General features: G+C 45.9%; 6 protein-coding genes. 3 read left to right on the top strand and 3 right to left on the bottom strand.

Annotated elements, in window-relative coordinates; genetic code table 11:
• Positions 1 to 149 precede the first annotated feature (149 nt).
• On the top strand, positions 150 to 10337 hold the full coding sequence (locus AAHH42_RS11585) for a C80 family cysteine peptidase (RefSeq protein WP_342221179.1): 10188 nt from the start codon (positions 150 to 152) through the stop codon (positions 10335 to 10337).
• A 141-nt stretch (positions 10338 to 10478) separates the two neighbouring features.
• Here the strand turns inward: AAHH42_RS11585 and AAHH42_RS11580 are convergent, their stop codons facing one another.
• The 3 genes from AAHH42_RS11580 to AAHH42_RS11570 all read right to left on the bottom strand — a co-directional run bounded on the left by AAHH42_RS11580 (position 10479) and on the right by AAHH42_RS11570 (position 11832).
• Positions 10479 to 10874 (bottom strand): PIN domain-containing protein, encoded by a 396-nt coding sequence (locus tag AAHH42_RS11580; RefSeq protein WP_119797501.1) that lies wholly within the window; start codon positions 10872 to 10874, stop codon positions 10479 to 10481.
• Positions 10871 to 11113: an AbrB/MazE/SpoVT family DNA-binding domain-containing protein gene (locus AAHH42_RS11575; RefSeq protein ID WP_119797500.1), complete on the bottom strand. Its 243-nt coding sequence runs from the start codon at positions 11111 to 11113 to the stop codon at positions 10871 to 10873. The genes AAHH42_RS11580 and AAHH42_RS11575 overlap by 4 nt, the downstream gene beginning before the upstream one ends.
• Positions 11114 to 11469: 356 nt before the next feature.
• Positions 11470 to 11832, bottom strand: coding sequence for a hypothetical protein (locus tag AAHH42_RS11570; protein WP_119797499.1), 363 nt, complete (start codon positions 11830 to 11832; stop codon positions 11470 to 11472).
• Between the two features lie 275 nt (positions 11833 to 12107).
• Here AAHH42_RS11570 and AAHH42_RS11565 point away from each other — a divergent pair, with 275 nt between their 5' ends.
• A complete protein-coding gene (locus AAHH42_RS11565; protein ID WP_342221178.1) occupies positions 12108 to 16952 on the top strand; it encodes a TcdA/TcdB catalytic glycosyltransferase domain-containing protein in 4845 nt (1614 codons plus the stop codon).
• Positions 16953 to 16958: 6 nt separating this feature from the next.
• A complete protein-coding gene (locus tag AAHH42_RS11560) occupies positions 16959 to 19553 on the top strand; it encodes a hypothetical protein (protein WP_342221177.1) in 2595 nt (864 codons plus the stop codon).
• Positions 19554 to 19831: the final 278 nt, after the last annotated feature.

Below are 19831 nucleotides of genomic sequence, written 5' to 3'. Positions count from 1 at the left end.
GGTGTCTATGCGAGTACATGAGGATTGCTAGCTCCCCGTAACGCAGATATTATATTACTCCGGCATTAAAAATAACTTTCAAATTTAAGGATAAATGCGGAAAGAGTGCGGAAGTCTATTCGCAAAGGGAATGCATTTATAAATAGATCATGGTAGAAAATTCAGTAGTTCCTCCAGCAAAAAGAAGAAAAGTAGATGCAAATGAAACAGACTCAACTGCGGCTGCAATCGCAGGCCCGAGCAGGATAAGAACCCCCATTGAACAAAATATTATTACTATTTTTACCGGTATTTTACAACAATCACACTCACTCGGCTCCATCACTGAAATTATCACCGCCCTACTACTCGATAGCCCAGAAGTCAACCTTCTTACGCCGTTATTTCCTCAGCCGCCTCAGCAGGCACAGCCTGTATTGGGTCTTGATGCTATTCCCATTCCCTGGCAGCCCCCTATTCCCTGGCAAACCGATCTGAGGATCTCTCCAGAGAATGAAGTGAAAATACGTGCCAAGCTTGACGAGGTGATTAGGTTCATTCTGTTACCGAGATTAAGTGACCCTTTTTTTTTAGAGATGGCACAACAAATTAACCAGGATGGTGCTGATGAAGCATCGATAAGCACTCAGGCACCTGAGATCATAAGAAGGGCCTTCGGCAGATTACTGAATAAGCCTCTCGTTTCCCTGGTAATAGAACGAGAAGGGACAACCTGGAAAGCAAATCGCTATTTTAGTAGAGAAGACGTTGGCGGCATGGTTAAAATTCCAACGATAAATGGCGAACACGTCTTTGCTCAGGTCGGTTTTGATGATACCGATCGGCAATTTACATTAGAAATATTTGGCCTCCCTGCTACCGACGTCCTTCATTTACAGCACATCCGTTCCCCTTTTGGGGATGATATTCAGTATGACGTCATGATTAAAAACAGTGAAAAAAAAGCGTCAGTAGAAGAAGTCGGTGACACCGTCACTCTCAGAGACGGCACTGTCGCAGAAGTGATCTTCATTGGCGAAGAGGATGATCCACAGGTGAAACTGAGGGTAGCTGTCTCCAGATCCGATGTAGATGAAGCGGTACTACAACGTAATATTCCAGTTTTACAGCATGGCGAGGAAAAGTACGGTCGCATTTCTTATCTGTTCCCTGATCAATCAAAACTCTCCTTTAAGCACCATAGGCTTCCTGTCCATACCGAGAGATCGTTAAAAAGAGAAATCTCACGCCATTTAACACTGATGGATACAGTGATTGATACCTTGCAGCCTAAAATCATCGCTAAAATTGGGGAGTATCTCCAGTACGTCAATTTTTCCCATTTAGCGATGCTATTGCCACTCGGTGATCCACGGCGATATGCGTTACAAAAAATCCCTCCCATAGAGAGCACAGAAAAAATCTGTCGTATTTTACTCCCTAGGATCAGCGATGAATTACTGAAAAAGACAGTGGCGGACACTATCCGCAAGGAAAAACATGTCTTTAGAAACCTCGATCAATTTATAGCGGAACAAGCGAGGGCATCGATGGATATCTTACTCACTGCCGCTCTAGCGCAGCCGGTTATCCCCCTTAGCATAGAACGTAAAGGCGATGATTTGATCATGAGTAGGGCACTTAGCCTGGCAGATGTGGGCAGTATGGTTAAGGTTTCGCTAGCCGGAGGGACAACGGCATTTGCTCGAGTACATTTTAATCCGCCGAGTACAACGGCAGTCGGTCTATTACCTCAACTTCGTGGTGGGTACTTCCATTTAGAGCTGTCTGGCATCACGGGTCAGTTAAATTTTTTTCAGGTTAAGTCGCCTCTGGAGAACTATCAAATTCGGCGTAGAAGTGCGAACACAGAAGAGGAAACAAAGATAGAGCGGGCAATGGAAAGAAGCCCCCTATCCGAGGCCTACAGTAAGTGGAAACTTTTAAATGGTACAATGGCAACAGTCATCTCCATTGGCGAAGGGGATAATCCCTTCGTCGAGCTGAGAATACCGAAAACCACATCCAGAGCCTCTTTAGAACAGCAAGGGGTACTACAAGATAATATTCCCCTTTTTATCAATGGTAAAAAGAGCTATGGGCAGGCGATTTACACCTTTATGGACGGTTCGCCAGCACGTGAATGGTTAACACCACCACAAGACACGGGGGATATAGCCAGCCAGTTACAAGGGGAGTTTGACGTTGCGATAGCCAATTATCGTACAAAGCTTAAGTCTGTTGTCGTGTCAAAAATAAATCAGCCGACTGCTTATGCTAATGATCTGAAGCTAGTTCTTAACATGATCCGCGGCTTGTTGCCGCCTAATTCAACAGCGTCGGCGCTAGCACAGTTAGCACCTTTAGTGGAAATATTATCGTCACCAGAGCAAAAGCTGAAGCTACACGGTTGGCTAACCAGGGTACTTAACAGGATCATTTTACCCAGGTTAAATAATCAGGTCATAGAGCGCACACTGAACGAGTATCTCTTTGACCCTAACCATATTATGATATATGGCGATACACACACGGCCATTATTACAAAATTATTGGCCTACACCTTGAATGAACCTCTGCAGCCTCTCTTTCCAATACAAGCACCGGGTAATGATCGTTGGGTGATGAATCGGCCTCTCGCTACAGAAGACATTGGTCGAATATTTACCTTGCCGAAAGCGGACGGAAGTACAGTACCTATCCGTATAGCCGATGAAAATGGCATAATTCAAATAAAACCGGGTCAACCTGCCGTCACTGAGCAAGGAAGTCCCATTTTCCCCTCTCCAGTACTAAACGGCGCCTTGACAGCAAGGATCACCCAAACTTTACCCTTGGATGAACTGTTACAGCCGGCTTATCGTGTAGAGCTTAGAAAGGCTTTACAAGCAACCATCGACAATTTTTTTCTCCCTTCTTTCAGTGCCGCGGCGGCAATAAGGAAATTAACAACCCTGCTACCCTTTTATCTAGGTGCGTTATCGTTAAAAACCTTCGTGTATTCACAAAAGTTTCCCGAAGGAAAGTCAGAGCAACTGATAACCGAAATTGATAGGGTTATTCGTGAGGTTATTTTACCTAGATTAACAACAAATACAGAAAGGGCATTGGATACGATTGTAGAGCAGAAAATTTTTGATAATAGCCAATATAGAGATGGACAGTTAAAAGAATTCATTGCTCAACAGGTCACTGAGATAATTAAAAACACCTTTATACCCTTACTCAAGCCAAATATTGAACCTCTCAGTGTTGTACGCATCGACACCGATTTTGGCCCTATTTTGAGTTTAAATAGGCAGGTGGTGGAGCAAGACATCGGTCAAAAAGTCACGGTGCAGACAGCAACCGGTAAAACGCTCTTCGCAGAGGTAGCCTATCAAGATCTACCCCCCATGGAGAGCAGATACGATTTTTTATCGGAAACATCCGTAGTTGATAATAATGACCTAAGAAACCGCTTTGTATTGAAAATATCAGGCGTTGATAATCTAGACCTGGAGTTTCCTGATTATTCCCAACATGCTCATACGCCGTTAAACCCTTCTACTCCTCAAGGCGCCGCTCTCCAACAATTTCGCGCGACCCGGATAATATACCCATTTAAATATCTCCCCTCATTGGCAGAGGTTATTAACAGTACATCACATTTTCCTCAGTTATTACTCACCGCCAGTGCAGTGACCAAAGAAAGGAATACTCGCGTTTCTTCAGTGACATACGGAGAGGAATTTAATTTAACACAGGAAAATGGCGATGTTATCGCGGCTAAAGTGACATTAATTGAAAAAGGAGAAAACCCATTTGTGCACGTGCAGTTACAAATACCGCCCCCTCAGGAAGGTCAAAGCGCGTTTCTGCAACGTAATATTCTTATTAAGGGCCGCAATGAAAGAGTCGTCTATGGTAAAGCCATTTACCATTTTGCAGACGGTAGTACCTTGTCATTATGGAAGCAGCCACTCGCTAGCCGGGGTTCCCAGGTGCTCCCGAGTGTCACTGAACAAATTCAAAAGCAGCTTAGTCCCTTATTTAACGATATCACTGCAGATGCACCTGTAAACCCGGTAGAAGATGCAAGCGTGGGTCTTCGCGCTCTTGGCTCACCGCAACGTGATGAGGTCGATCGCTGGACGAGGCCTGTGGTGCAGCAAGAAAACGCGGATGCTCGCGGTGAGGAGCCGCGTAAAAGTCGCGTTATCATCCAATTGGAAAATGATGCCGAGAGCCTGAGAGCCGCTGGCGATCTGGCCAGTAAATATCCTAAACAAACGGTAATTTTTCAGCGGGATGTACAGGGAAAGCTGCGTTTAGTCTACCGTGACCCACAGAGCTTACTGGGTGAGCTGGATCTGTTTTTCGTCGGTCATGGGCGAGGGGGTAAAGAAGATGCACACAATAACCGTACACTCGCCGGATACAATGCGGCGGAATTGGCTGAAGTCGCCAAACAGCTCTGTAGCACACTAGCAACACAATATGCCGTCGAACAAGCGGTCAGTAAACTGGTTCTGACCAGCTGTGCACTGGTCAATGATGACCATGAAAGCGGCTTTTTGTTTGACCTGGCACCCGAATTGTCTAAACGCGGCATGGTCCCCACCGAAATCGTCGGTTATTCAGATGAAATCAAAATCAGCAGAGCGGAGGCTGAGCGGGGTATCGGGCACCGGCACTTGGTGTCCGGTGGTAAGGCAGAGCTGAGTGCACGTCATGCTAGAGTCAGTTTGACCTTTGATCACAAGCAACATCGCTATGTGTCTGTGGTGCAAAATCCGTTAACCGTCACCGATATCGCTGTGCTCAACCAGATGGGCGCGACCTTACAAGGGCAGCCCCTATCATCTGAGCACCTTAATGATTGGCAACTGTTTGCCAAATTAAAATTTACTTCACGTACTTGGCTACGTTTCTTCGCTAATCTTTCACCCAATGCCAAAGTAGCGAAAACCGTACTGAGCCTACTAAAACGCTTACGAAAACGTATTGAAAGCGGCGTCCATCATGAGCTATTGACCCTCAACCGGGACTCGTGTTTGCCTGTCGAGGCACAGCGTTTACTGAAGATGATCGGCCGCCATTTGCAATTCAGTCGCGACCCACAAGCCCCGGCTGATACGCAATTGATACCCGCATTACACCATCAAGCGCGCACTGGCTGGATGCGTTTCAATATTGGCATTAATCGCTTGTCCTACGCATCACAAATTTTTGGTTACGTCGATGGCTTCATGGGTCTATCGGCGCTACATGAAACCTTAGCCAGTGATACCTTGACACCGACAGAAAGGCGCGATCTGGAATACCAGCGAGATTGGGCGTGGGCAAGTTTTGGCTACAATGGACTAGCCGATCCACTGCAAACCTTTCTCAGTCGTGTTGCGGGATCGCTTGCCCAACAGCCGGTAAAGGGGATAGCGGTAAATGGCCTGAAACTCGGGCTGATCAAATGGGGAGGTGCGGCCTTAAGTGCTGGTGGCTTGGTGTTTGATGTTCATACAGCAATAGAGGCGTTCACCCAGGCCAGCAAAGAGAAGGATCCGGCTCGTAGAAGAGAGCTTTATATTGAAGGCGGGCTAGCAGTGGCGGGTGCGGTGGTCAATCTGACTGTCACCGCGGCTTTTTTATTCGGGGGCGCCGCCATTGCCGCAGCAGCCGGGCCAGTGGGTATCGTGCTCGGTGCCGCACTGCTGGCGCTAGGGAAAATTCATTCTGCCGTCAGTGCCATTCAACGCTTAGAAGAGAAGATCACACTGAGTACAGAAGAGAAATGGGCCAACGGATGGCGTAATTTTTGGTGGCAAGAGTTTACTGCTGATGTACAAAGGCGTTATGCCGAGGCGGTGCAACGTCCAACAGACCGATTCAATTTTGACGGATGGTTACAGCAACGGGCTTACCATACTCTGCTCGATGATCCAGAGAGTGCGTTCTATTTTTACAGTCGAGGTCGTTTTGATTATAGCGAGCATCATTATTTCAAATTGAAAATCACGCCGATACACACAATGAGGCCAATACGCACAACGGCCGTTTCTGGCATGCTTCCGATCGATCTTTTCAATACCGTGAAAATAGGGACACAAGAAGAGATGGTGCGGGCTAAGGCCAATTTTGAGCGTCAATATGACACAACTTTGGTGTCGTTTGAGGTTGAAAAAAGCGATAAATACTATTTTCAGCCCATGGCACTGCAGGACGTCGATGACATTTTTGATGCCGTGCGCTGGGAGCATGACTACCAACGTAGACTCGATGCTATTCACCATCAAGCTGCAGAATACGCACAAACTCATCATTATGTGGCGTATACCAAGGCGCTGAAACTGCAGGAAATCGATGCTGAAATCGAGACTGAGCTTTATGCTAAGGTCTATGCCAGTTTAGAATTTGAGTCTGAGTCAATGGCAGCAGCCACGACTCGCTTCTACAACAATCATTATGCCGCTAAGACGGAGAGATCCGTGGATCTCTGGTACCAGGCACAGGTTGAAGAATGTCTCTCGCATCAGGATCATTGTGACAATCCGACACACGGTGATGAGGAACGAGCGCGAATAACGGCCTATCACCAGGAAGAAAATCGCCGTAAAGCCCATCGTGATGCAATTAATGGATATAGAAAACGACCAGAAAGCGCACAAATACAAGCAACTTACCGCACTGTCCGCGCTGAGCACTACGCTAATCTGCACCAAAAGGCACTCGAAAAAATTCGCCAAGAGGTGCATGACACACTTTATAGACAAAAATATCACGCGCTGTCAGAGACGCTTTTACGTCAATATCAACCCTCTGGTTTAAACACCGTTAGTATGGTGGCGCGGTCGTCCGCTTCCCATCGCGCTGATGCCGCGGTGGTATGGGATCTCCGAGGAGGCAAAGACGATGTGCGGGGATATAAAAACCGCCCTAATCACTTTAAGACACAGCCGAATGGACGCTATATCGGTGGCCAACAGGCTGACCGCTTTTATTTAAGCGCTCATACTCTCGACGGTGCTATCAGTACCTTGAATGGCGGTGAAGATACGCCAACAGATGATGGCGACATGGTTATTCTTTCCGGGAAACCGGTCAATGGTTGGGGTTATCAGGTTAATCTTATGGAGGGAACCCTCAACTCGCTGGCAAACGAGGTCAGTGGCCGTATTGAAGGGGGACAAATCCGCCTCGACCCTGGTCGTCAACAGCGTGTCGCTCGGCTGCATAACATTGAGAATGCAATCGGGCACGTTCAATCCAATGATTATTTCACCGGCAATAACCAAGCCAACTACCTGAGTGGACAAGGTGGCGGGCACGATATATTACTCGGGCTAGCCGGCAATGATATCTTGGCATTGGCCAATGGCAGAGCAGAAGGCGGCATAGGCATAGACACCTATATTATTCAGCAACATTTACATGCTATTGATGCCACAGTTTATGTACGTGATGACGATGCTAATAAAAATTCTCAAGTAAACCAAGAATACAGCGTGGTAAAACTAGAATTCTCTGTCAATGCCATCGAGTCAATCCTTTTAGTAGAACAAGATCAGGGACGCTATCAAATACAATTTGTGTTGACCAATAAAAACGGCAGCCACACAACCTTACTGTTACAGGATGCGTATCAACTTTCCACTGATGGTCTGCAACTTGAGCTGTTAACTAACTATAATTTACGCACTGATGACGGCTTTGTGCTCTACGATCCACAGGGCGAACAGAATCGGGGATGGCCAAAAGTGATCAAGCGTCCCGCGGACGGTCACTGGCGATTGCCTGTGATTGCCGTGGAATACGTGGCGCAATTGGACGAAAGCCATCGGGATTTCTTCCGTCGGCCATTAGAAGCGGGGGAACAGATACAACTAAAACAGATTAACGGCCAAGGCACCGTCACCGTTAATGGCACAGAAAGGGTACTCCCTCCTTTTCTACAATTGCGTCTGCAGGATACTGAGCACAGTGATGACATAAGAGGTGATCAACATAACAATGTCCTCAACAGTTTATACGGTGACGACAAGCTAACAGGGGGGACGGGCACAGATATCTATAATATTGCCCATCATGCAAAAAACCACCGTGTGGTGACAATCAATAACGATGATGCCCGTTACCCTAGCAGGAGCACGCACGACCTCAGTGATCAGGCAGCACTTTCGCCCGATGTCATCGTCTTACACTCCGTCTCTATTGATCAATTCAATCGGCTCCGCAGGGAAGAGGATGATCTCATCTTGTGTGCCAACACGCCCGATCAGCGTATCGGTGTCCTTGAAATCAAGATCAAACTCTTTTTTACGGCTCCCCGCTATCGGCATTTGGTGGTGGTTGACCGTTATGGTAATGATTATGCCTTGGACATCGACGAACACGGCCAGGCCTATCTTGGGCAAAAAAAGTCAGAGATCCAAGCGACACAGGGCAGCGATACTATCGAGTTATCGGGGGCGGTGACACTGCCCAATAACACCTTTGACGCGCTAGGGGGTAACGACATCATTATCGACAAAAGTCGAGGCAATCGCACGATCCATGGAAGCGCAGGAGATGATGAAATACGGGTCATTCCCTATGCCAATGGCAATCCGATGTGGGATCCCAAACAAAATCCACAGGCTCCAGCACTCTTTGAAGGTAAGAAAACCTTTTATGGTGGCGAGGGTAATGACAAGCTCTATGGTGGCAGTGATAATGATAGACTGGATGGTGGGGCTGACGACGATATATTGCAGGGCAATAAAGGTAACGACCATTTGGCGGGAGGGACAGGAAGCGATCTTTACCTGTATCAATCCGGCGACGGTGATGATGAGATCGAAGATATCAAAGGCATCGATACACTGGTGCTGCTGCCTGGGATCACCCGCCAGCAGATCCTCTTGCGTAGAGTACACAACGATTTACAAATTGTTATTGTCCCGAAGGCAGGCGATAAAAATGATGCAATAAACATCATTACGGTGAAAAATCACTTCCTTTCTACCGACCATCAGCTAGAAATCATCAGGCTAGAGCAGCAGGATTATCACGTCAGTGAGCTGCTAGCGACGACAGTACGCATTGTTGGAGACGCAACCAATAATGACATGAGAGGCGATGAGCAAAACAATTGGCAGGAAGGCGGAGCAGGAGACGACCATTTATATGGATTAAGCGGCAATGATAGTCTGTTTGGCGAAGTGGGTAATGACTATCTGTATGGGGGAGAAGGAAACGATCGCCTGTTCGGCGGTATCGGTAACGACAGGTTGGAAGGGGAGGCTGGAGACGATCTGCTTGACGGCGGTGTTGGACATGATCGCCTGTATGGTGGCGCCGGCAACGACATCTTATTGGGCGGTACGGGTGACGATATACTCGATGGCAGTACAGGCAATGACGGTCTGTTCGGTGGTATCGGTAACGACACCTACCTCTATCGTTTGGGTGATGGCGAAGATGAGATAGAAGATAGCGAGGGGAGAAACCTGTTACGTTTGGAGGGGATCGCACTGGCTGATCTTTGGTTATATAAGAAAGCGGAGCATCTTAATATCGTTATTGCGGGGAGAGAGGGAAGGCAACCCGGTCTGATAAAACTAAAAAATCACTTCAGACCCCAGGGAACTCAACTGGCGACAGTGGAGGTTACGGGAACTTCTTACAGTATCGCAACTCTGATGCAGGCAATCGCTGACCACTATTACAATACTGCGCTACACACAGGATCACCGTCTCCCGTTATTGGCACACCACTGCTTAGCCGAACAGGAAACCACTACATTGCTGGCGGCACGGATAAAAATAAAGTTATCGATACAGGAAAAACCAATACTTGGTTACGCGGTGGCCCGCGACAAGACGAACTCATTGGTGGTGAGGGTAATAATTGGCTCGATGCCGGTGAAGGAAACGATTATCTCTTGGGTGGCAAGGGAGATGATTGGCTGCTGGGTGGGCAAGGAAACGATACCTATACTTTTCGACGGGGTGATGGCCATGATGTTATCGAGGACAGTCACGGCGACAATACGGTGAAGTTTATCGCAGATATTACACCACAAGATTTGCAGTTTACCCAGGAAGGCAATGACCTGCTGATACAGCTGTCCGATAGAGAAAACAGTATTCGGGTAAAAAATCACTTCTTATCTCCATCCCATGGTATCCACCTGATCAAGGTAGGAGAAACACGACTGAGCCGCGAGGATATCACACAACGTACAAAACCTACTTTTAATGAAAGTAATGGCTATCAAAGGCTGATTCAAGCGATGGGAGCGTTATCCGGCAATCCAATAGAGACGTCATTTACACCCACTTTATTGAATTCTTCTCTGAGCCATCATCGCTTAACGCCGTCTATAGCCAGCGTGCCATAAACTGATCAGCCTGGCTGAACTTCGTTTGGGTATGGCAGCTTTGTGATCAACCGGTGATCGACTACGCATCACCGGTTGATGTGTGCCGTGCGCCTTGACTTCACATGACGAACAACGGTTTTGCATTTTTCAAGAAGCCTATTAAAGAATTTGACACATTCCAACGGTTTCTGCCGCTTTACTGTCGAAGGTAAGCGTATATTCGCACTCAGCGGCATGAGCGCATCGCTCAATTAAACAGTCGGCAAAATCTGCTTTCGAACGGGAAAATAGACGCAGCGCTTGCCAAACGATTTCGGCACGCTCCAGTATTAATTCTCTCGTTCGCAACAGTATTTTGAGAACATGCACAATTTTTTCTTTTTCTAAGTGGTAGCAACTTCGCAGTACCCATACAAGTTCAACGACTGACACCATCGTGATGAACCCCGGCTTCTCAGCTGAAAGCGATTCAATTAACTCAGTTGCCTTCGGTGACTGTATGGGATCATCTTGCGTTACATAACGTACCAATACATTAGTATCCAAGCCAATCATCGTGCCGCCGAGGCGTTGATTCCGATGGCACGATCCATATCTTCGATGCTCACTGGCCTATCTGGTCGATGAACCAGTCCTTTCAAATCTTTGACGGAATGCGTCGCTGCCATAATAGTCACTTTTCCACTTTCTTCCGCTATAAACTCAATGCGATCACCCACAGTAATTCCCAGTGACGTCCTTATCTGGATAGGAATAGTGATCTGTCCTTTTGACGTCAACGTTGCTGTAGCCATGTCTATTCTCCAATATTATTCCTTACTACAAGGTAAGGGATTTATGTGATTGCGTCAATTGATTCATTAGATTTGTTGCAAGACCCTTGCGAGTGCTGCGAATTCAGGGTGCCAGAGCACTCTTGGGAAAGAAGGTAAACGGTGATATCGTCGTTACCTTAAACCGGAGGGATCAATGCCTTTACGAAAAATCACCTGTTTAGAACCTGTTCCAAATCTTCTTGAGTGACGCTCAGACGAGGAAAAACTGCGCGAAAAAGCGCAGTTTATACATAGAATCAATGAGCATTTTGAGTACGTTTTTGACGAATGACTTGACCAAAACACGGCGAGCACAAAAGATTTCGAACAGGTTCTTAGAAAAATCTGGCAGTTATCACAGCTAACCCGGTCAGTACCCCAAAAGGGACAACAGGAATGAATTTGACAGGTTTCGCAGCAGACAGCACAGAATGACGATTAGGTGAAAATAATGACATTGACTCTGCTAATTGGGCGATACCATTGTAAAATCCACCCGCCTTGTCCAGTTGGTCAGGTGACGGAGTAGGCGGCCTAGGGTAAGACAGTGCCAACGATAGAGGGAGCTCATGCGATGCTGAGCCAAGGATCTCGATCTTTTCAGAAGTAACGGCATTTTTTCGCACAACGGCGATCTTCTCAGAAACAATCTGAACATTGTTAGTATTCAGAACAGGCACGGCCATCACACTATTCATATCCTATCTCCTACGAATTAAGACATCATCACTTATCCCTAACAGGGATCGATCTGCCCTGCTAGCTAAACAATCCAATACGAAATAACGTTTTTTTACGTAAACCCTTCCATTATCGATGGACACAAATATTCAGACCCAATTCGAGTGTAGTCCGTGATTCACTTAATTTCCATTATGTGTGGCTGAGTTATTTGTGCTCAGTATTGATTGACATAGTCATGTGATGATGTGATAAATATCCCTATAAAAAACAACCATGGAAGGTAAATAACGTGACTTATTCAGAACTGGCAGAAATAATTGACACTTTTTTCACACAAAATCTCATTCTGTTAACAAAACAGAGTGAAGAGGAATCGGTTGCAGCCCTGAGAGCCTATGTCGAGGACAGTAAGGCACTTGCCTTGCAGGAACAAGAAATGCTAGGGAGTCCTACGAATACGCCGATGATGAGGCATAAACTCAGAGCTCAACTGCTTAGCCGCCAATCCGAAATGAAATCCTTAACCCGCATACTCTACTGGCTTGATAAATGTGATTATTATCCTTTTCACCAAAGTAGGCTGTTTAAAGCGATTAAACAACGTATCGCCACCCTATCTCTGCCAGTACCCAAAGAAATACACTTCATGTCCTTGATCCAGCTTGACGCTATCCAGCGAGACTATATCAAACTTTGGGCGCAGCAAAATGCACGAAACTATAGAATAAATATCTGGATGGATTCGGCCACTCTGCTAGCAGGTGAACTATGCGGGCGTATACAAGAAGCCGCCGTTAAACATGCTTCTACAGCAAGACACATCAGCGATGGGGCTTTTCAAACTCAGCTGACTGATTGGCAAAACAAAGCGTATAAAAGTATTGTTCACACAATGTCACAAGATGATCCCAATCAGATTGGTAGCAAATTTTGTTTTGATCAAGCGGCAATCCTATTTTTGGAAGAAAATGGCTTAGCAAAACCCGGTGAATTGGAAAAAATGGGCCAAACGCTTGCTGATAATTTTCAACTTAGCGTCAAGGAGCTGCGAAAAGCGACACCCTATGCTAGTCATATCAAACTTGTCGACTTCTACCAGATGAAGGATCAGACAAACTATTCGCTCTATATTAAGGAACTGGCGTTAAGAGGCAATTTACTGGTTGCGACTGATATTAGTCGTTTACTCATACTACAGCAGCATGGTGGTATCTATCTCAATACCGATATATTACCTCGTTTGAATGAAATGCTATTTTCTCCACGGATTAAAATCGATCGGCACAATCAAGAAGCCGTGATGCAAATAGTATTAGATGAACTGGTTCATCGTGGACAAATGCCCGGTCGCGCAGAAATGATTAATCGCATCGGCCGTGGGGGCTATCTTGATCAGCTCCAAGAGATGGATGATCGGGTAAAACAACCTATCCAGCATATTGTAAATCAGGCATTAGATCAGCATCAGGATCTTTTTATGCCACTGGGTGAACTAAAGGTAGACCCCTATTTTGCTTGTAGCTACGCCAATGGCAATAACAAAGCGATTATCGCGATAAAAAACAGCCCATTTATCAACCGAGTTTTAAACAGATTAGCGCAGATACACCAGGTGATTATTGGGGAAAATATTGATGGACTCAATCCTGAGCGGCCAATCCCGCGCACTACAAACGAAGAAATTAGAACAGTTTTGCAAGCTAAGCGTTTGCAACTCAATGATAAATGGTTACTTTCTTATCGTTCTGAAGGCATGATCACCGGTGGTATTTCAAGCAGTCGTCAGATTGTCGGTATTGCGGCTTACCAACATGCCTACGCCGCATTACTAGAGCAAGCGGGTGTGGTACTACCTGACAGGCGTCAACAACTATCACCACACAAAATTTTGCAGCCTTACACTCAAGCTTTTTTCCCCACAGAAGAGGCTTATTTGTCACGTTCGCGGGAGTCGAGGATAAAATTTTTCTACAATGTGTTTCCACAGAGCAGCCAATACGACAGCCAATACATTATACAGTTGCAGGATGATGAAGGTGTTAATCAAATGGCGCGCTTTTTATACAATAAAAATAGTCTTCGCACGGCGCACTACCTTTACCAATCAAGAACTGGGCGGTTAGTTGAAATTAATATTGCGCCAAACTTTGCGTTTAAAAATAGAACCCGCATCATTTTGATAGCGCATGGTACTTTTATGAAAACCCTCGGCGGCGAACAAATCGTTCAACTGCTTGTCAACCAGCGTTTGTTACGAAGGGATGCACAAGGGCTGTTCCCCATCATAGAACGCGTATCGATAGTCGCTTGTTACATCACTGAACCGATCCCCGGTAGCACAAATGTTGTAGAAAAAGCAGGCGAGCCGTTTATAGAAAAGCTTTATCAGGCTTTTTCCAATAAAAAAATAACGGTAAATAGTATCAGCACACGTGAAAAAGTGGTTTCTGTCGATGTATTGGGACGTAAATGGACCGGATTACCAGTAAACCCGCAAGCGCCTCAACATCACTGGCTCATTGATTGGGCGTTAGTCAAAGAGAGTAATAGAAAAATCATTTTTATCCAAAAAAATGAGGGTGGGATAATCAGTAAACGCATCACTTTGGTAGCGGGAAACAATATGCGCAGTAGTATACTGCGTACTTCTTACGATGGCCGTTTTGGCGTAGATTACGTCATTGATCTTCCCACGGAGCAGGTTGTCAAGCTCAATGGATACCTGGATAGAAAAACCGCTAAGAGCGTTATAAAAAACATGCAAAGAGGTACCCTCTTCATGGCAGCCGATAGCATGGCATTGATAGCGGGGATGACCGAAAGCCAGGTAAATCACGGGATTATCGTCAACGGTACTGAGCATGATATGACGGCTTTTCAGCAAATTTTACGGCTGACTGAACATCATAATGATTACAGAAATTGGTTGACTGAAATCGATCTGTTAGGTGGGACACAAGCGTTAAAATCGGAGATGGAAAGACTGTTTGATTCTCCACAAACGGCGTTTATGCGCCTGAAAGAACGCTATTTACATGATGATTTTGATCTCTTTTGCCTTGATTTGAGTAATCCGATGAGTGCTGGCATTATTGAGCGCGATATGCGTGGAACAGCACCGATTGAAGGTATTTATTTAAGCAAAATTGAGCAATATCTGAGCCCGACCATCAAGCTAAGCATAAAACGTATGGATGGTCCTGCAGAGCGTCTGAACAAACTCAACGGGGTCATTGATAAAATTGAGGCCAACCTGGTCTACTTAAACAAGGGTAGAGATGACACGCCACTTTATTATCACTCTGCACTGACCAATCGATCAGAACAAACTACCGTCAGCCAGAACGAATTGGCAAAAAAATACACTCATGAACGCTATCTCTACAAAGCGCAAGAGCACTATGCTGACACCTTGATTCGAAATTATTTCACATTACCCATCGTACTCTGTGACGCGCTGGTCAGTGCAAACGGTGAGTTGCTGGCAGAAAACAACTTGCCAGCCGATAAGTGGGCACCCTTATTATTGGCAATGAAATACGACAAAAAAACCAAAAAGTACGTCGTACCTTATCTGCACGATGATGGCATACAAGAAAAATGGCTGAGTACTGACAACGACCAATTTGCCGAAATGCAGCGTTTTTTGCAGCAACAACATGAAACACTGACGGAAGATTACCCTCTTTTCAATGGGCGCCTTTATCCCGGTAAAACAGAAATCGCTAGCATCGGTGCCAATGCAGTGTTTGCCATTATGGCGATACAGCATTGGCTACACAATGGCATTACCGTGCCGGGTAATACACTGTTAGCCAAAACGTTACAGGTACACACTTACCTTGCCATGACGCAAGTCACCTTCAATGTCACCGGCGATACAACGACTTTGCTGCAGGCCGTATTCAGAAGTGTGAGAATCGGCGATTTTTTCCGCCTTTTTCAATTAATCGCCCTGCCAGTTGGCCTGGTATTGAGTATTGCGGATGTGGCTTTCAACGCCATTGAATTAAGTAAAGCCGAAAACCAGGTACAGCGTCACCTGTCGAGAACTCAGCTAACTTTCTCGGTGGCGGGGCTGTCATTATTTGTCGGTGGTGTTATTGCTAGCTTGCTGGGCGCGACCTTGCTGATCATTGGGCTATTTATCGTTGGGATCGCCTTGGCAGTGGCAGGCTATTTTTCCCAGGCTGCAATTTTAAAGGCGATGAAAAATCTAGATAAGGCAAAGGTGATCGGCGGTTATTTTAATGCCATGCGAGCCGGATGGGAACAGGGCGGCTTTACTCTAGCACGAGGAATACTACAGCCCTGTGAAGGGGTGGTGGTCACACAAGTTGATCTACGCAATATTCACGCTATTTCTGTGGTGTTCGATACAATGGGCCAGAGCATAAAAAAGAAAGATGCCGTCGATGGCACCAGCCAAAACTATATCGATTTATATCCGTTACGTGAGGTGGGGCGTACGGTTAACACCACCGCCACGCCACCGGATAACGCAACTGGCATAACGACACTGATCTTACCCACACAACCGCGGGCAAAGATTACCCCAAAGTCCACCCTAGGTTTTAATGCGGCGCCTATACACAGAGAATTTCAGGCAATGCACTTTTTCTTTCGCCAAAATTCCGCATTTCCGTTTAGTATTGCCTCTGATCCTGTTTCTGGTCTGCCTTATTTTTCTGTACCCACGGCACTTGAATTGTATTATTTCTTTACCAATGTAGACATTGTATTGGGTAACCATCACTATCATCTGATTGCGCCAGGCGTAGACGAAACATCGCCAGTAAACCCACTGATTAATCAGCCGGTATACAGTAAACACCTGCACTATACCCTGCTCGCCCCTGAACAAGGTGCGGCAACGGTGGTGTTGGTGTTAAATAACCAGCAGGCTCCGATAATTATTGATTGCGTTAATGATCAGGTGAACTGGATAATAGAAGCCCGCCACCTCAAGGGGGTTGAGCAGATATTTTATCCTGCCCCTGTATCAACTCAGGCCAGCGTGGTGAAATTTATTCGCCGTCTGCCGACCACGAGCAGTGAACATAGCCAGCAACTTATCAGCACTATCACCCTTAAAGATAGCGCGAAAACTAAACTTACCGTACGCATGCCATAGGGTACGGTGGAACTAGACCAACAACAGAGTATTTTTTATCATGTTAATTTTTCTGATCTGAATAACACTCACCAAACCACTGACATTAGCGACGACCAGGCGGTGAAACTCGCAGTACAAAACTATCTGCGAGTGCAAAAACTGCGTAATAACCACGCCATTAACCAGATTCAGATCGACAATTATATTCACCGTGATAGTAGAGGTGGCACCGAAAAGATTGACGGCTGCTTTTATCATTTAAAGCAAGCCACTTTGTTCTATACCGCCAACCACGACGATACTCCCTTTAATAACAGCAGTACACGCAGCAATGTTGAACTGATTTTCCATAACTCGCACTGTGCCTGGTATCGTGGCGATTTGACGCTGGCCTTGCAGCAGGCCCAAGGTAACATTGAACCCACCACCTATGAAAAAATCTTTTGGATGTCAGACATCAGAACCAAAAAGTTACGCTACCTGTATCTGCCAGCCGTGCATCTGCCGATTACGGTCAATAAGGAAAGGCGCGCCAACGCAGCCACATCAGATATTATCCAGACGCAGGTTTTTGCCAAGGGTATTTTATTTCAGCAACGCTATAGCTACGTTGTGGAGGGTGCTCGCAAACAGATCCATTTTCTCTACATGATTGATACGTCCTCTTCTGAAGGACATCTGACCCTGTTGGAAATCCGTGATCTTCCCACTGGGGTCGTGACCGATTTAATCAACAGCAGTAACCTGGATGCCCTTTATCACTTTATGAATAAAACCACCTCTGTTTCTTCTGCTGGCGCCAAATTTTCTTCATTAATGCCGACACATGCCGATATTGTCAAGATGGGCATCCGGCAAAGCGACGCCACGGTATTGATCGGTAACCGATTGATATGGCCACCACTTGATAGCCTGGGAGGGGTGAGCGGAAATATATCAGCAAAAATTGATCCCTCTGTTCTCAATGATACTCGCTATTTAACCACCCTAACGGCGGCGGTAAAAGGAGACAACCCGAATAATCATCATTATTTTTGGAGTGTGACCGAACCGGATAATCACCAGCAGTTCTACAAACTCTATTTACAACAAGGCTATTCAGCGGCGAGGGAAATCCAATTAGCTGATTTTGGTTTGATAGACCGCGAAGTCGTGGGTAGTAGCGCTGCTCATCAGGGCATTGCTATCAGTATGAAAAATGGCCATGCTTATCATCTCACCATCGATGAACAACTCACACTACAAAGTCTAGGTAAAACCTGTATAGAGAATGATCAGGGAGGGTTAGCGTCGTTAACAACCTCTATTCGCGAACTGAAAGAAAAGCAGGGAAGGCCCTTTTCAGTTGAGAGCAGACAAAAAAAAGCCATTCAGATAGCACCGATCCTGGTTATCACCGATTTGCTGAACTGTCGCCGTAGTGTGGATGATAACGATGATGAAAATAACAGGTTATCGACCTGGTATGATAGCATTGGCGAAAAATTGCTGATTTGTCAGGCAAACTCGTACTCACAGTGGCAGTGCTTGGGGATGGCAGATCAGCAGGGGGCCTGGTTGGTGAAGCATAGCCATGACAGCCTGGAAATAGGTTATTTACCGACAATTCCTGTCGACGCCAAGGTAACGCTTTTTAACGGCAATCGCTTGCGGGACAGCATTGAAATACCGGCTTTACAACCCCTGCCTGCGGATACACTCGCTGACAGTGATAGTTTCACTGGCGTATCTTTAACAGACAGTGGACACCTCAGGGTGATCACACAAGCTGGGATCATGCTTGAGGTGATTAAAAAACAGCATGAATTTGTCACCAAATTGCTGGGAATAACCCGGGCTTTTAGTGACGCCTGCTATACTTTTCCACATCGCCCCCACAGACTGAATAGGGGTAAAATGGCGCGTACATTGAGTGGTCTTTGCGCAAAATATCACTGCCCAGAAATTATCGCTATTCCACTACGAGATGACCGATCCGGTTGGTATCACCCGCAAACTGACGGTTTGTTTATTCTCCCCACTGATGAGGGCGATGCGCAATACCTTGGTTTCAGTGAAGATGAACAATGCGCTTATTTTAGCGCCAAGCGACACGGATTTTTGCTGCAAATATTTTCTCCAGATGATCATGATTTTATTGATAACCAACAATGCATCTACCAGCGGCTGGGTGAACTACTTATTTTAAATGCTAATCAAACCGAAACGCCTTTTTATCTCAATATTGATGCCCTACCCCGTTTGTGGATAACAACCAATGGGCAGCAAAGGGCGGATAAACCGTTTACCTTTGATATCGCGTCGTTTAATTATCCAGTGATAGAAATAACTCATGGTGGCTCTGGGTCAGTACACTGTCATACTCAAGTCCCTCGGCAAGGTGTTTCTGTCACACGTAAGGGGGCACACCTTATGGTGTTTTTTGCGGATAACACCTTAATCATCAATGATGTTTTTGATCCACAGAAAAATAGCGCTCATCACCGATTACAACTCACCTTTGCCGCCCGCCCTATTACCGCCAGTGAGCTGGCGGCTTATTATATCGAGAGTGCCAGTCATGGTGATAACGGACTAGTGAAACCGCATGAATATGCTGTGATCCCGCTGCCTGATTGATAATAAACTACATACCCAGCGACTACATGTCGCTGGGAATTGAAAAATAGCAACAACCTTGGAATATAACTCAATTATAATTCACGAGCGCCGTCGGTATTACTCTGGTTAGCGTTGTTTTTTGCATAAAATAGGAGTAGAGTGGCGGGATCTTGGAATATTCTATTTCCCATTAAGCGTGAAGCTGCAATTTGACAGCACTCAGCTTTTATCACTGAAATCACTTTCTCATCAATATAAAATCCCCAAACCTTTTTGATGGTCAATCGGGCTAAGCC

Source organism: Candidatus Fukatsuia endosymbiont of Tuberolachnus salignus, from assembly GCF_964030845.1.
Lineage (GTDB): Bacteria > Pseudomonadota > Gammaproteobacteria > Enterobacterales > Enterobacteriaceae > Fukatsuia > Fukatsuia symbiotica.
The sequence above is the reverse complement of the archived record's forward strand: the minus strand, read 5'-3'. Positions and strand labels throughout refer to the sequence as shown.

What these genes read in the sequence shown, in the direction of transcription:
- AAHH42_RS11585 (WP_342221179.1), top strand. Translation starts at nt 150, where the DNA reads ATGGTAGAAAATTCAGTAGTTCCTCCAGCAAAAAGAAGAAAAGTAGAT.
- AAHH42_RS11580 (WP_119797501.1), bottom strand. Translation starts at nt 10,874, where the DNA reads ATGATTGGCTTGGATACTAATGTATTGGTACGTTATGTAACGCAAGAT.
- AAHH42_RS11575 (WP_119797500.1), bottom strand. Translation starts at nt 11,113, where the DNA reads ATGGCTACAGCAACGTTGACGTCAAAAGGACAGATCACTATTCCTATC.
- AAHH42_RS11570 (WP_119797499.1), bottom strand. Translation starts at nt 11,832, where the DNA reads ATGAATAGTGTGATGGCCGTGCCTGTTCTGAATACTAACAATGTTCAG.